Source organism: Arthrobacter sp. zg-Y179 (genome assembly GCF_020907345.1).
GTDB lineage: Bacteria > Actinomycetota > Actinomycetes > Actinomycetales > Micrococcaceae > Arthrobacter_B > Arthrobacter_B jinronghuae.
Genome location: NZ_JAJJOB010000010.1, coordinates 292,614 through 306,500, shown reverse-complemented (window position 1 = coordinate 306,500; position 13,887 = coordinate 292,614). Strand labels below are relative to the sequence as shown.

At 66.5% G+C, this 13,887-nt stretch carries 13 protein-coding genes; 5 read left to right on the top strand and 8 right to left on the bottom strand.

Features of this window, described 5'->3' with window-relative positions; all coding sequences use genetic code 11:
• Positions 1–20 precede the first annotated feature (20 nt).
• The 4 genes from LOC56_RS12675 (at position 21) to LOC56_RS12660 (ending at position 3,444) form a co-directional block, all read left to right on the top strand.
• Positions 21–1,442 (top strand): FGGY family carbohydrate kinase, encoded by a 1,422-nt coding sequence (locus LOC56_RS12675; RefSeq protein WP_229952601.1) that lies wholly within the window; start codon positions 21–23, stop codon positions 1,440–1,442.
• A 10-nt stretch (positions 1,443–1,452) separates the two neighbouring features.
• Positions 1,453–2,370, top strand: a complete 918-nt coding sequence (locus LOC56_RS12670; RefSeq protein WP_229952600.1) for an aldose-1-epimerase — start codon at positions 1,453–1,455, stop codon at positions 2,368–2,370.
• Positions 2,371–2,705: 335 nt separating this feature from the next.
• Complete coding sequence (locus LOC56_RS12665) at positions 2,706–2,867, top strand: hypothetical protein (protein ID WP_229952599.1); 162 nt, start codon at positions 2,706–2,708, stop codon at positions 2,865–2,867.
• Positions 2,868–2,898: 31 nt separating this feature from the next.
• A complete protein-coding gene (locus LOC56_RS12660; protein ID WP_229952598.1) occupies positions 2,899–3,444 on the top strand; it encodes a GNAT family N-acetyltransferase in 546 nt (181 codons plus the stop codon).
• Here the strand turns inward: LOC56_RS12660 and LOC56_RS12655 are convergent.
• Genes LOC56_RS12655 through LOC56_RS12635 form a run of 5 tightly spaced genes read right to left on the bottom strand, consistent with a single transcriptional unit; the run spans position 3,441 to position 9,950 of the window.
• Positions 3,441–4,433: an acetylxylan esterase gene (locus tag LOC56_RS12655; protein WP_229952597.1), complete on the bottom strand. Its 993-nt coding sequence runs from the start codon at positions 4,431–4,433 to the stop codon at positions 3,441–3,443. The two genes, LOC56_RS12660 and LOC56_RS12655, sit on opposite strands and share 4 nt — an antisense overlap.
• Positions 4,434–4,484: 51 nt before the next feature.
• Positions 4,485–6,848: a glycoside hydrolase family 3 N-terminal domain-containing protein gene (locus tag LOC56_RS12650; protein ID WP_229952596.1), complete on the bottom strand. Its 2,364-nt coding sequence runs from the start codon at positions 6,846–6,848 to the stop codon at positions 4,485–4,487.
• Between the two features lie 2 nt (positions 6,849–6,850).
• Positions 6,851–7,669 (bottom strand): carbohydrate ABC transporter permease, encoded by an 819-nt coding sequence (locus tag LOC56_RS12645; RefSeq protein WP_229952595.1) that lies wholly within the window; start codon positions 7,667–7,669, stop codon positions 6,851–6,853.
• A complete protein-coding gene (locus LOC56_RS12640) occupies positions 7,669–8,619 on the bottom strand; it encodes a carbohydrate ABC transporter permease (RefSeq protein ID WP_229952594.1) in 951 nt (316 codons plus the stop codon). The genes LOC56_RS12645 and LOC56_RS12640 overlap by 1 nt, the downstream gene beginning before the upstream one ends.
• Before the next feature lie 20 nt (positions 8,620–8,639).
• Positions 8,640–9,950, bottom strand: coding sequence for an ABC transporter substrate-binding protein (locus LOC56_RS12635; protein WP_229952593.1), 1,311 nt, complete (start codon positions 9,948–9,950; stop codon positions 8,640–8,642).
• A 135-nt stretch (positions 9,951–10,085) separates the two neighbouring features.
• Here LOC56_RS12635 and LOC56_RS12630 point away from each other — a divergent pair, with 135 nt between their 5' ends.
• Entirely contained in the window at positions 10,086–11,111 is a 1,026-nt protein-coding gene (locus tag LOC56_RS12630) for a LacI family DNA-binding transcriptional regulator (protein WP_229952592.1), read from the top strand.
• Positions 11,112–11,328: 217 nt separating this feature from the next.
• Here the strand turns inward: LOC56_RS12630 and LOC56_RS12625 are convergent, their stop codons facing one another.
• The 3 genes from LOC56_RS12625 to LOC56_RS12615 form a co-directional block, all read right to left on the bottom strand.
• On the bottom strand, positions 11,329–12,417 hold the full coding sequence (locus tag LOC56_RS12625) for an HNH endonuclease signature motif containing protein (protein ID WP_229952591.1): 1,089 nt from the start codon (positions 12,415–12,417) through the stop codon (positions 11,329–11,331).
• On the bottom strand, positions 12,366–12,755 hold the full coding sequence (locus tag LOC56_RS12620; RefSeq protein WP_229952590.1) for a hypothetical protein: 390 nt from the start codon (positions 12,753–12,755) through the stop codon (positions 12,366–12,368). Before LOC56_RS12620 ends, LOC56_RS12625 begins: the two co-directional genes overlap by 52 nt.
• Positions 12,756–13,363: 608 nt before the next feature.
• Complete coding sequence (locus LOC56_RS12615) at positions 13,364–13,747, bottom strand: VOC family protein (RefSeq protein ID WP_229952589.1); 384 nt, start codon at positions 13,745–13,747, stop codon at positions 13,364–13,366.
• Positions 13,748–13,887 lie beyond the last annotated feature (140 nt).

Sequence of the window (13,887 nt, the reverse complement as noted above, 5' to 3'; positions counted from 1 at the left end):
CACCCGTTGAAAGGCTCGACATGCCACTCGTTGCCGGAGTCGACAGCTCCACCCAGTCCTGCAAGGTAGTTATCCGCGATGCCCAGACCGGCGCGCTGTTGCGCGAAGGCACGGCCCGCCACCCGGCGGGCACCGAGGTGGATCCCGAAGCGTGGTGGGCAGCCTTCTTGGAAGCCGCGGCGGCTGCCGGGGGACTGGACGACGTCGACGCCGTCTCGGTGGGCGGGCAGCAGCACGGCATGGTCTGCCTGGACGAAACCGGCGCCGTGGTCCGCCCGGCGCTGCTCTGGAACGATGTCCGCTCCGCCGCAGCCGCGGACAAGCTCATTGCCGACGCCGGACCCGACGGCGCCCGGTACTGGGCCGACACCACGGGTACCGTGCCGGTGGCCTCGATTACCGCGACGAAGCTGCGCTGGCTGGCCGAAAATGAGCCGGAAAATGCCGCCCGCACCGCCGCCGTCTGCCTGCCGCACGACTGGCTGAGCTGGCGCCTGGCCGGTTACGGGCCGGGCAGCGGGGCGGAAGGACTGGCCGCCCTGACCACCGACCGGTCCGACGCCTCCGGCACCGGCTACTGGTCCCCGTCCACCGGCGAGTACCTTCCCGACGTCCTGGAGCAGACCCTCGGCCACGTGCCGCAGCTGCCCCGCGTCCTGAGTCCGCTCGAAGCGGGTGCCCGCACTCCCGCCGGCGCGCTGATCGGCCCGGGTGCCGGTGACAACGCGGCCGCCGGGCTGGGTGTCGCAGCCGGGGTGGGGGATGTGGTGGTCTCCATCGGCACCTCAGGCACCGTCTTCGCCGTCGCCGACGCCCCGACGTCGGACGCCACCGGACTTGTGGCCGGCTTTGCCGACGCCACCGGCCACTTTCTCCCGCTGACCGCCACCCTGAACGCCTCCCGTGTCCTGGACGCCACCGCTGCCCTGCTCGGGGTGGAACTGAACGAACTGACGCGGCTGGCCCTCTCCGCTCCGGCCGGTGCCGACGGCCTGGTGATGGTGCCCTACTTTGAAGGGGAGCGCACCCCCAACCTTCCGGACGCAACCGGTTCCCTGCACGGCATGACGCTGCGGAACTTCACTCCCGCCAACCTTGCCCGCGCCGCCGTCGAGGCCGTGGCCTGCTCCCTTGCGGACGGCTTCGCGGCACTGAAGAACACGGGGGTCTCCGCGCAGCGCGTCATCCTGGTGGGCGGTGCTGCGCGGTCCGAGGCGATCCAGCAGGCCATTGCCGGGGTCTTCGAGCTTCCCGTCACGGTCCCGCGCCCGGGGGAGTACGTGGCCGACGGCGCCGCCCGGCAGGCCGCTGCCATCCTCACCGGTGCATGGCCCGCCTGGAACGACGGCGCGTCCGTGGTGGTGACGGCGGATCCCACTCCGGGGGTGCTGCAGCGTTACCGGCAGGCGGCGGGAGGCCCTACGCTGCGGGCGGCCGGATAGGATCGGCCCCATGACTTCCTCTTTCGGCCCCAACGGCCATCCCGTTTCCCTGGCCGCCGGGGACTACCGGGCCACCATCCTGCCGGTGGGTGCCACGCTCGCCGGGTTGACCTTCGGCGGCCGGGACGTGGTGCTGCCGCTCGCGGAGGACGAAATTCCGCAGGCCTTCACCGGCAAGGTGCTGATGCCCTGGCCGAACCGGATTGTCGGCGGCCGCTACACCTTCGACGGCACCGAGTACCAGGTGCCGGTCAACGAACCCGAGACCGGTATGGCCCTGCACGGGCTGGTGGCGTGGGAGGCCTGGGACATTGCCGAAACCTCGCCGGAGCGGGTGGTCCTGCGGCACCGGCTGATGGGCCAGCCCGGCTATCCGTTCCAGCTGGAACTGCAGGCGGTCTATGCGCTCGATGCCGAAACCGGGCTCAGCGTGGAGCTGTCCGCCGCCAATGCGGGGACGGCGCCCGCACCCTACGGAGTCTCCGCCCACCCGTATCTCACTGCCGGCCGGGTGCCCGTGGACCGCTGCGTGCTGGACGTTCCTGCCGCGCAGGTGCTGGGCGGCCCGGAGCAGTCCGGGAGCCCCCTGGATTTGAGCGAACTGCGGGACACCGAGGGCACCGTGCTCTCCTTCTCCGCTCCCGAACCGATCGGCACCCGCACCGTAGACCATGCCTTCACCGGCCTGCCCGACGGCGGGTGGCAGGTGACGCTCACCGACCCGGAGACCGGCTTCGGCGCCGTCCTGTCCTCCACCGGCAAGGATGCGCCGTGGCTGCAGGTCTACTCCGGCGAGAAGATGGACCGGCTGGGCGTGGGCGTGGAGCCGATGACCTGCCCGCCGGATGCCTTCAATTCCGGCAAGGACCTCATTGTGCTGGTTCCCGGTGAGGAGCACCGGCTGGGCTACCGGATTGCTGCTGCCTAACCGTCGGGCTGTCCTGTTTCCCGGAAAGGAACCGGCCTACCCTTTGAGGTATGACTCAGGACCCCGTCGAGTCCAATCCCGACCATTACAAAGTGGTGTTTGAAAACGATCGCGTGCGCGTGCTTGAGTACCGGGATACGCCCGGGCACATCAGCAAACCGCACCGGCATCCGGACAGCGTGATGCTAACCGCCAGTCCGTTTCACCGGCGGCTGCATTCGGGCGGGGAACCCGGGGTAGGTCCTGTGCCGGGGCCGATGCCGGGTCCTATGCCGGGGCCGGGGCCGGGCGGAGGACCCGGGCCGGGCGGACCGACTCCCGCGCCGGGCGGCGGAATGGACGTAAAACTGCCCGCCGGTGCCGTCCGTTGGCTGCCCGCCCAGGAGCACTACGGCGAAAACACCGGAGAGACGGAAACCCATGTGTTTTTCGTGGAGCTCAAGGAACCGGACCCGTCGGGGGAGAACCCGGGCGGGCCGGGGCCTGCTGGCCCCTGACCTGCAATTTCAGCCGCTGTAGACTTCCCGGATGCAGACCCTGGAGACCGATCGACTGACCCTGCGCCCGTTCACTTCCAAGGATGCGGACTTCGTCCTGGACCTGTACTCCCGCATGGAGGTGCAGCGTTTTCTGGGCGCCGTTCCGAAGACGATGCAGGACCGGGCTGAGGCGCTCACCTTGATTGAGGCATGGGTCCGCAGGGACGACGAGATCTGTGGCATTTGGGCAGTGCAGGAGAAGGTGGTGCAGGAGCAGGAGTCCGGGAACCTCGCCGGAACCCTACTGCTGAAGCCCATCCCGGCGTCGGGCCCGGAGCGGAAGCCATCGGGCGATATCGAGATCGGCTGGCATTTCCACCCCGACAGCTGGGGCAGGGGATACGCCTCGGAGGCCGGTGCCGCTGTACTGGCACACGCGTTCGACGCCGGCCTGCCGCGCGTTGTGGCCGTAACCAACCCTGCCAACACGGCATCGATGCGGGTCTGCGAAAAGGTCGGGTTGCAGCACCAGGGCACCACGGACCGGTATTACAACACCGTGTGCGAGCTGTTCACCGCCGAGAATCCGGGCTAACCCGCTAGCTGCTTCTGCAGGAACGCCAGCGCGGCGACGTCGTCCTCGATTGCCCCGGCCTCGTGCCCGTTGAACGGCCACACCGTCAGTTCCTTCGGTCCGGCGTAGCTGTTGTACGCGGCGTAGACCGTGGACGGGGGAGTGGTGGTGTCCATCAGCGCCACCGAGAACAGTGCAGGCGCGGTAGACCGCGGGACCAGGTTCACGGCGTCGAAATAGCGCAGCGTTTCCATCACCGTCTCCACCTGCCCGCGCTGGACGGCGAGGTAATCCCGGATCTCGCGGTATGGATAGGAATCCGTGACGGACACCGCCCGCGGGAAATCGGACAGGAACGGCACAAACGCGACGACGGCGGCCACGTCCGGGCAGAGTGCCGACGCCGCGAGGGCCAGTGCCCCGCCCTGGCTCTGTCCCAGCACCGCCACCCGGGCCGGATCGACCTGGACAGCTGACACCTCCGACAGGGAGCGCATGGCCTCCACCGCCCGGACCGCGTCGGTGAACAGTCGCCGGTAGTAGTAGGTCTGCGGATCGAGCACGCCGCGGGTCATCACGCCCGGCACCTGCGGTCCGGCACTGCCGGCGGCGTCGGGTGTGGCGCCCTTGCTCCAGCCGGCCCCCTGCCCGCGGGTATCCATCTGCAGGTGGGCGAACCCGGCCGAGGCCCAGAACAGGTTCTCGTGTGCGTCCCCGCGCCCGCCGCCGTAACCGACAAACTGTACGACGCCGGGCAGTGGAACGTCGCCGCGGATGCTCCGGGCCGGCAGCCGCAGCCAGGCACGGATGGGTTCACCGCCGAAGCCCGGAAACACCACGTCATAGAGCTCCACGGTCCGCAGCCCGCTGGGGTAGGGGTTGACCTCTACCGCCAGCGGGTGCTGCCGTGCCTCGTCCAGGGTGTCCGCCCAGAACCGTTCCAGGCCCTCCGGGGCACGGGTGCTGCCGCGATAGGCGGGCAACTGGTCGGCGGGCAGGTCGGAGTACATGTGGTTCAGGCTCCCGGGTTTCGGCGGTGCGTTGCGTGCGGTTGCGGGTGCTCAGCCCAGCGGCGCCACGTCCGCCGGGCAGTGCAGCCGCCGGGTGTGGTCCACTACCCGCACGGTTCCGGTCAGGCTAACACCGGCCGTTCCGCGGATGTCGGCACTCGACGCTCCGAGCCGCAGCTCCAGGTCTCCGGGCTCCACAATCCGCTGCCCGTCCCGCCCGGTGAAGGACGCGGCGTCGGCCGGAACCGTAAACCGCACCTTCGCCGCTTCTCCCGCACGCAGCGGTACCCGGGCGAACCCGGCCAGCCGCTGCACCGGGCGCACTACCGAGGCCACCGGATCGTGCAGGTAGAGCTGGACGATCTCGACGCCGTCGCGCTCGCCGGTGTTGGCCACTGTCACGGAAACGGACGTTTCGCCGTCGACGCTGAACTGTGCCGGACCGTCCAGGGCGACGTTCGTCCAGTCGAAGCTGCTGTAGCCCAGCCCGTGGCCGAACGCGAAGGCAGGGGTCGGGTCGATGCTGGACACATCGCTCAGCTGCGCGAGCGGAGCGGCCAGATAAGTGGACGGCTGCGCGCCGGGGGACGCCGGAACGCTGACCGGCAGCCGGCCGCTGGGATTCACCCGCCCGCTCAGCACACCGGCAATCGCCGGTCCGCCCTCTTCGCCGGGGAAGAACGCGTGCACAATGGCGGCGGCTTCCGTGGCTGCGCGGCCCAGGGCGTAGGGGCGTCCGGTGAGCAGCACCAGCACCACGGGTTTGCCGGTGTCCAGCAGTTCATTCAGCAGCTGCTGCTGCACCCCGGGCAGGACCAGCGACTCGGTGTCGCAGCCTTCGCCGCTGGTGCCGCGTCCGAAGAGACCGGAGCGGTCACCCAGCACGGCCACGACGACGTCGGCCTCGCGGGCGGCGGTCAGCGCTTCGGCGAATCCGTCCGTCTCCGGTCCGTCCACGCTGCAGCCGGTGGTCACGGTGAGGGAGCTGTCGGGGAATTCGCCGTGCAGTGCCGCGGCGACGGTGGGCAACTCGATTCCCGCTGCCACCTCCGGGTGCTGCACACCCACGTGGGCGGGGAAGGAGTAGCAGCCCAGGAACGCCATCGGGTTGTCGGCATTGGGTCCGACGACGGCGATCCGCCCCGGGGCTGCGAGCGGCAGGATTCCGTTGTTGGCGGTGAGGATCAGTGCCTGCTCAGCGACCTCGGCCGCCAGGGACCGGTTCTCCGGCCGGTCCAGGTCCACCGAACCCAGCACGCCGGACGAGTCCGTCACGTCCACACCGGCCAGGGCCGCGGGCACCGGGGACCAGTCCGGGTCCAGCAGCCCGAGTTCGACCTTCTGCGTCAGGACCCGCAGCAGCGCGGTGTCGATGACGGATTCGTCCAGCCGCCCGGACTCCAGTTCTTCGATCAGGTGCTCACCGAACGCATCCACGGTGGGCAGTTCCACGTCCACGCCGGCCGTCAGTGCAGCCGCAGCGGCCTCGCCGAGCGAACCGGCCACACGGTGCAGTTCCTTGAGGAAGCCGATCCCGAAGTAGTCGGCCACCACTGTGCCGTCGAAACCCCACGTCTCGCGGAGCAGCCCGGTGAGCAGTGAGCGGTCCGCAGCGGAGGGGACGCCGTCGACGTCGGTATAGGCGTGCATCACCGAGCGCGCCCCGGATTCCCGCACTGCCATTTCGAAAGGCACCAACAGTACGTCCGCGCGTTCGCGTGCACCGACGGAGACCGGGGCGAGGTTGCGGCCGGCCTTGGATGCCGAGTAGCCGACAAAGTGCTTCAACGTGGCCACCACGCCCGCGCCTTCGAGCCCGCGGATGTAGGCCGAAGCGATGCTGCCCACCAGATAAGGGTCTTCGCCGATGGTCTCTTCCACCCGGCCCCAGCGGGCGTCGCGGACGACGTCGAGCACTGGAGCGAGTCCCTGATGCACGCCGACCGAGCGCATGTCGGTGCCGATGGCCGCACCGATCCGGCCGATCAGCTCCGGGTTGAACGTTGCACCCCAGGACAGCGGCACCGGATACGCCGTGGCACCCCAGGCCGCGAACCCGGCGAGGCATTCCTCATGCGCCATGGCCGGGATGCCGAACCGGTTGGACTCGGCGATCCGCTGCTGGGTGCGCATCAGGGACAGGGCGCCCATGCCGGCGTCGACAGGCAGGGTGCCGAACGGCCGGGTGAGCTGGCCCAACCCGTTCGGCAGGAGATCCTCCAGCGGCACCGGTTCCTTCATATCGTGCTGGTGGGGCGCCACCTGGCCGCCTTCGTTGGAGGCACCCACCCAGACGCCGAAGAGTTGGGCCACCTTTTCCCGCAGTGTCATCTGCGCCGCCAGCCGGGCGGCGCGCTCGCGGGCGGTCAGGGAGGTGTCCCGCCAGGGGAGGTGCTGAACTGTTGTTTCTGTCATGTCTACTTTCCGCCAACGCCCATAAGGCCCTGGACCAGTGCGCGGCGCGCAAAGAGGTACACCAGCAGGACGGGAATCATGGAGAGCATCACTGCGGCGAGGATGCCCGGCACGTTGATGCCGTACTGGGTTTGGAAGTTGAAGAGGCCAAGCGTGATCACCTTGGTGGATTCCGACTGGGTCAGGATCAGCGGCAGCAGGAACCCGTTCCAGCCCTGCAGCGCGGCGAACACCGCAATCGTGGACAGGCCGCCTTTGGACAGCGGCAGCACCAGGCGCAGGAAGGTACGTGTGGTGGACGCTCCGTCCACGGACATGGCTTCGTAGAGTTCGGGCGTGATGTCCCGCATGGTCCCGGAGAGGATCAGCGTGCAGATCGGCAGCGCGAACGCGGCCGTGGGCAGGATGATGCCCAGCAGGGTGTCATACAGGCCCACCGAGTTGATCAGGTAGAACATCGGCACAATCACTGCCTGGACCGGAATGGCCAGCCCGAGCAGGAAGAACCGGAAGATCAATGTGGTGGAGCGGGACTGGCTGCGCACAATTGCGTAGGACAGCGGCGGCACCACCAGCAGGACAATGCCCACCACGCCGGCCGTGACAAGGAAGGTGTTCAGGAAGTACTTGCCGAAACCGCTGTCGAAGACCAACAGGAAGTTCTCGAAGGTGAAGCTGGTGGGCACGGACAGCGGGCCGTTGGCGCTGAACTCGGCACGGCTCTGCACGCTGGCAGCCACCATGACGTACAGCGGCAGGGCAACGATCAGGAGCCAGACGGTGACCGCGGCTCCGGCAATGTAATTGGGGCGGGTACGCATCAGACTCCCTCCATGGTGCTGCGCATTTTGTCGTAGCCGGAGACCTTCACCATGATCAGCGAGATGGCGGTGGCCACCACCACGAGGACCAGCGCGATGGCGGAGCCCATGCCGAAGTTGTAGCGGCGGAAGGCTTCCTCGTACATGTAGAACGCGGTGATTGTGGTGTCCGTCCCGGGTCCGCCGTTGGTCAGGATCAGCACCGTCTCGAAGGTGGTCAGTCCGCCGACCACCATCAGGATCACCGAGGTGATGATGCTGTTGCGCAGCTGCGGCAGCGTGATGGAAAAGAACTGCCGAGCCCGTCCGGCGCCGTCGATTTCCGCGGCCTGGTACAGCACCGGCGGAACGGACTTGGCGGCGCCTTGGTAAATCAGCGTGTGGAAGGGGGTGAACTGCCACATGCCCACGAAGATGATTACGCCGATGGCGGTGGACTGGTTGCCGAAGAGGTTGCCGTCCCCGAACAGCCACTTGAGCTGTGCGGGAACACCGAAGTTCGGATCCAGCAGCGCCCGCCACAGCACCGAGATGGCTGCGGAGGAGAGCAGCAGGGGGAGGAAGAAGATGGCGCTGAGCACGGCGCGGTTACGCTGCGGTCCAGCGGCCCAGACACCGAGCAGGATGCTCACCGGAGTCTGGGTGGCAACACCGAGCACAATGAACAGCACGCTGAGCCACAGGCTCTTGAGCATTACCGAATCGCCGGCGAGCGTTTCCCAGTTCTCCGTGCCGACAAACTTCGGTTCGCCCAGTCCCGTCCAGGTCATAAAGGACAGGACGACGACGGCGATCAGCGGCACCACGGCGAAAAGCAGGAAAAAGACGGTTGCGGGCAGGGTCCAGGCGACGCCCGGACGGTTCAGCCGGGCCCGGCCGGCCCGCACCGGACGACCCTTGGAGGGGTTGTCCGGTGCGGCCGGAGGCCGGGGTGGAAGCAGAGTGGTCATGGTCTCGGCAATCGGTCCGGCTATTTCTTCAACGACTGCATGGCTTCAATGAAGCCGTCTTCGTCGATGCTTCCGGCGAAGAAGTCGGCAACAGCACTGTGGATGGTGGGTGTTGCGGCCGGCGGGTAGGCCTGGTCCCAGGACAGCTGGAAGTTAGGCGCATCCTGCACCAGTCCGAACTGGAAGCGGGCGTATTCCGGGTTGGTCGCCTGATCCAGGAACCCCTCGGTGCTGGTGGTGGTGGGCAGGTTGCCGATGGCCATCTGCTCCTGGACAAACTCGTCCGAGTACATCAGCTTCAGGAAGTCACGTGCGGCTTCCGGGTAGCGGGTGTCCTTAAGGACGGAGTAGTAGTTGTTGGTGTTGCCGACCAGGTTGGCGGGATCTCCCTTGCCTCCCTCGATCTCGGGGAATTCGCTCCAGCCCAGGCCGCTGGCTGCGAACTCGGGGTTGACGTCCTGGATGGTGGAGTACTCCCAGGAGCCCATCAGTTCGAAGCCGGCCTGTCCGGTGGAGAGCAGGGTGTGGGAGCCGCCGTCGGTGAACTTCACGGACTGGAAGTTGGTGCCGAATGCCCCGGTGTCCACCAGTTCACGCAGCATGCCCAGCGATTCCCGGCTTTCTTCTGAATCCCAGACGTCGGTGTCGCCGTCGATAGCAGACTGGAAGAGTTCCGGTCCGGCTACGCGGTCATAGACGTAGGAGAACCACATCTGAGTGGGCCATTCGTCGCCGCCGCCGAGGGCGATCGGGGTCTTGCCTGCAGCCTTGAGCTTCTCGACGGCGTCGAGCAGTTCGTCCCAGGTCTGCGGTGCTTCCTCGATGCCTGCCGAGGCGAGCACTTCCTTGTTGTGGAAGAGCATTACGGGCTGGGTGCCGCGCATCGGCACACCGTACGGGGTGTCGTCGACCGTGGCGACGTCGAACACCGAGGGAAGGAAAGCGTCCTTGAGCTTCGGATCCTCCTCGATGAAGTCATCCAGCGGCATCAGCAGGTCTGCGTCCACGAAGTCTTGGATACTGCCTCCGCCCCAGTTGAAGAAGATGTCCGGTGCTGCGTCAGTGCTCATAACCGTCTGCAGCTTCTGCTGGTATTCGGCGCCGGGGATGGTATCCAGCACCACCTTCACGTCGGAGGTCTCATTGAAGCGTTCGACCATTGCGGATTCGACGTCGTTGCTCGCGTCTCCGTAAACGAGGACATGGATCTCATTTTCGGGACGGTCCGAGGCAGCGGAGTCGCCGCCTCCACAGCCGGCCAGGGTGAGGCTGAGCGCCAGTATGCCGGCGGCAGCCAGGACCGGGGTCCGGGACGAGGGTTTGTTCATCATTGAACACCTTCCGAAATTTTCGGTATATTGGTCGAAAGTTACTAGATGCCGTCAGCATAAGATGTACATAATGTGATGCGCAACACTTTTAAATAAACTGTTGTCCGCGTTGCTTCGAACCCCGAAGGACTACCTATGCAGTCATCACTGCCGCAGAACCCGGTCACGCTGGCGGACCTGGCGTCCGAGGCCGAGGTTTCACTTTCGACAGTTTCGAAAGTTCTCAACGGGAGGACAGACGTATCGCGGAAAACCCGTGCGAAAGTCGAGGCGCTGCTGGACGAGCACGGCTATCGCCGTAAGGGTGGGGCCAAGTCACGGCTGCTGGAACTGGTGTTCCATGAACTCGAAAGCGCCTGGGCACTGGAGATTATCCGCGGCGTGGAAAACATTGCCCGGGAGAAGGGCCTGAGTGTGGTCCTGACGGAGAGCGGCACCCGGCACGCGCCGTCGCCCGAGTGGGTGGAAGGTGTGATCGCCCGCCGGCCGGTCGGCGTCGTTCTGGTCTTCTCCGACCTGGCGCAGGACTCGCGCCGGCAGCTCGAAGCGCGGTCCATCCCGTTTGTGATCATCGATCCGGCGGGGGATCCGGCTCCGGATGTGCCGTCCGTCGGGTCGGCAAACTGGTCCGGAGGCATGATGGCCACCCGCCATCTGATCGATCTGGGGCACACCCGGATTGCTGCGATAACGGGGCCGGAGGACATGATGTGTTCGCTGGCGCGGATTGACGGCTACCGATCTGCGCTGAACAACGCCGCACTGCCGTTGGACCGGGATCTGATCCGGTACGGAAACTTCCACGTTGACGGCGGCCGCGATCACGCGTTGGAACTGCTTAGCCTTCCGGACCGACCCACTGCGATTTTTGCCGGCAGTGACCTGCAGGCGCTGGGGGTGCTCGACGCCGCCCGGCAGCTGGGTATCAGCGTTCCGGACGAGCTCTCGATTGTGGGGTACGACGATCTGCAGGTGGCACAGTGGTCCAGTCCTGCGCTGACCACGGTGCATCAGCCGCTGATTGAAATGGCCGAGGAAGCTGCCCGGATGGCGGTCCGGTTGTTCGAGGGGGAGCGGCCGAACAACCTGCGTCTGGATCTGGCCACGTCCCTGGTGGTGCGGCAGAGCACGGCTCGGGTGCCTGCGGCCGTGGGTTCTTGATTGCGGGTTCTGAGCACCCGCTTTTGAACAGGCTCAGAACACGCGCTGAACACGCGCCGAGCACGCTTAGAACGGGGGTGCCAAGCACGCGCCGAACGGGGGCTCCTGTTTTTGCCGGGGCTGGTCTGTACATAGTCCGGCTGGCTGGGTCCGTCTTCCTGGGTCCGGTTCGCCTGGCCGAGCCCGCCGGTTCGGAAGCACGCCTTCTGCACACCCATCAAAAAGGCGGTGCCTGTGCCGGCTCGGTCTGAGCATGGTCCGTCCGCCCATGATTCTTCCGTTCGTGGTCCTTCCGCAGATCCCCTGTCTGTTCGACTGCCGGGTCCGGTGGACCAAGTTCCAGGAACGGTTCTGTGCGATAGATCCGGCCGGTCGGAGAGGTCCAATCGATCACCCCGGGCACCGGTTGGCAGGCTTTCCAGAAACCCAGGGTCTTGAACCGGTGGTGCCGCCGGCAGAGGTGTTCCAGGTTTCCGTGGTCCGTGAGTCCGCCGCGGGCCCAGTCGACGGTGTGGTCGATGTCCGCGTTCGCGGTGCTGACCCGGCAGCCGGGGAACCTGCAGGTTCCGTCCCTTGCGCGGAGCCAGCGTCTGAGGCCTGCCGGGACTTTTCTACGCCGTCCCACCCCGAGGATTTCACCTGTCTGCGGGTTTTGGGCCAGCCCGGTCCATCCGACGGCGTTGCGGGCCAGCCTGCGGGCTTCTTCGGCGCTGATGGGTCCGTAGCCATGCAGCTCGGCGGGCTGGTCGTCGGCTCCGAAGAGGGTTTCGGCGCTGATCAGGACCATGATTTCCGCCCGAGGGACGATCCCCTCATCCGGTCCGGTTTGGCGATCGGGGACGCCCTCCGAGCCGCTGGCAAAGCCGGTTCGGTCCTCATCCCGAGTGGCTGTGCCAGTGTCATTGCCGGTGCGCCCGGGGCCGCGTTGATCCCCTCCCGTCGCGAAAAGTCCCCGACTGCCGCCCATCAGCAGCTGCGCCAGAATATCCGCACGCAGCTGATCCGTGGTCCGGGAATCCCCTCCCGCCTGCTCGCCTCGGGCCGCAGTGCTGAGAGCGCTGTAAATCTGCTGGGCTTCCGCAGCCCGCAGATGGGCCGACAGGCAGGACATGCCGTCCTCTTCCCGGTCCAGGGTGACCTTGCGCTGCTCGAAAGCGGTCAGGTGCCTTTTGCTGACGGTCTCCGGGAACTTCTTTTCGCGCAGCCGCCGGGCTTTGGCCGAGAACTGCGCCCGTGTCTGCCCTTCCGCAGCCTTCAACAGGTCCGCTTCGAACCCGGGAGTTTCTCCGCGGAAACGTTCTGGCACTGCTCCAGCACCACCTGCGCATGCTGGTACGAAAACCGTCCGCCTTCCAGCCCGGACAAGGTCGCCGTATGGGTGCCGCACAGCTGCCCGGCTTCACTGAGGAGCCGCTGACCGGTCACCTGCGGAACATTCAGAATGGCGGCGCATTCGGACGCCGCAAGGCTGAAAGCGATCCCGGGTTTATCCCGCTCCGACGGGTCGAAGAAGTTATGCCGGAAGATTTGCTCCATCCGGTTCAATAGGTGGGCCCGCTGCGCCTGCCCCCAGGAAATCAAATGCTCCACCCGGACCAGGGCCTCACCAACCATGGCTTCGTCGAAGGCTTCCAGGTTCTGCAACGCAAGGGTCCCGGTGAAACCGTCCGGGAAAGCCTCAACAGGATCGGCACCGGAATCAGCGGAGACGGAGGTACCCTCGCCAGCGGCCCCGGCAGACGCTCGCGCGGCAAGTTGCGCTCGGTATACAGACAGAGATATCGGAGAGCGGGGAGCATTTGCTTCACCAGGCTGCCCCTCCGGCTGCTGGTCTTTACTGCCCTGCTCTTCGGTTATTGGTTCGGTATTCCCGAGCTGATCCATACCTCAGGATTTCATCCGGCACTGACATTTTCGGGCCCAAACCAGCCCCTAAATGGCTTCCCCAAAAATCAAAAATACCTGTCTTTTCTGCAGCACTACCTACCCCCGGGAACCTGGCTCCGAAAGTGTCCGCCGGGGGAGCCCCCCAACGCCACGACACCGATGTCTCAGCACCCAGGTTCGACGGACCACCTGATCATGGCTCGTCCAGCTATGCCGGAAAGTGTTGAAGATGTCCGCGATGAAACCCTTTCAGCCGCTTTTGCCGTCCGAGCCGCAGCAGGGGGGACGACGACGAGTGGCGGAGGAGGGTGGCAGACCGGATTGAGCGCATATTGCCGGCATTACTGAACGGTGATCCGGCGCCATCAGCCCGCAGGCGGTGAAAGGATCTCCACCCGGTTGCCGAACGGGTCCTTGCAGTGGAACCGCTCGTAACCCTCGAAGGTGTAGCGGTCAGTCCAGGAGACCTCGAAGCCGCACGTTGAAATCCGGGCACCCAGCTCCTCGAGCTCCTTAGCTGAACCCAGCAGCAGGGCCGGGTGCGCCTTCTTGGCAGGAACAAAGGGGGAGTCCACTCCAATCTCCGCGACGACGGCATCGCCGTCGAATGCCCGGAACCAACAGCCGCCCCGACCGGCGAGCGACGGCGGCTTGTCCACCTCAGTCAGGCCCAGCGCCTCACCGTAAAACCGCCGGGCCTGGTCCTCCCCGTCTTTGGGTATTGAAACCTGAACATGGTGCAGCCGCATGAATCCCCCCCCGAGTCCCGACTGATTGCGGTAACGAAACTGATTGTGCCAGAGGGTGCCGTTGACCGGTTCCGGAGCCGGTTTCAGACTGGGAGCAGCGTCCGCCACCAAGCCAACCGAGCCCCCGACCGAAGGCGCTT

Coding starts and splice junctions, on each gene's coding strand:
- LOC56_RS12675 (WP_229952601.1), top strand. CDS start 21: ATGCCACTCGTTGCCGGAGTCGACAGCTCCACCCAGTCCTGCAAGGTA.
- LOC56_RS12670 (WP_229952600.1), top strand. CDS start 1,453: ATGACTTCCTCTTTCGGCCCCAACGGCCATCCCGTTTCCCTGGCCGCC.
- LOC56_RS12665 (WP_229952599.1), top strand. CDS start 2,706: ATGGACGTAAAACTGCCCGCCGGTGCCGTCCGTTGGCTGCCCGCCCAG.
- LOC56_RS12660 (WP_229952598.1), top strand. CDS start 2,899: ATGCAGACCCTGGAGACCGATCGACTGACCCTGCGCCCGTTCACTTCC.
- LOC56_RS12655 (WP_229952597.1), bottom strand. CDS start 4,433: ATGTACTCCGACCTGCCCGCCGACCAGTTGCCCGCCTATCGCGGCAGC.
- LOC56_RS12650 (WP_229952596.1), bottom strand. CDS start 6,848: ATGACAGAAACAACAGTTCAGCACCTCCCCTGGCGGGACACCTCCCTG.
- LOC56_RS12645 (WP_229952595.1), bottom strand. CDS start 7,669: ATGCGTACCCGCCCCAATTACATTGCCGGAGCCGCGGTCACCGTCTGG.
- LOC56_RS12640 (WP_229952594.1), bottom strand. CDS start 8,619: ATGACCACTCTGCTTCCACCCCGGCCTCCGGCCGCACCGGACAACCCC.
- LOC56_RS12635 (WP_229952593.1), bottom strand. CDS start 9,950: ATGATGAACAAACCCTCGTCCCGGACCCCGGTCCTGGCTGCCGCCGGC.
- LOC56_RS12630 (WP_229952592.1), top strand. CDS start 10,086: ATGCAGTCATCACTGCCGCAGAACCCGGTCACGCTGGCGGACCTGGCG.
- LOC56_RS12615 (WP_229952589.1), bottom strand. CDS start 13,747: ATGCGGCTGCACCATGTTCAGGTTTCAATACCCAAAGACGGGGAGGAC.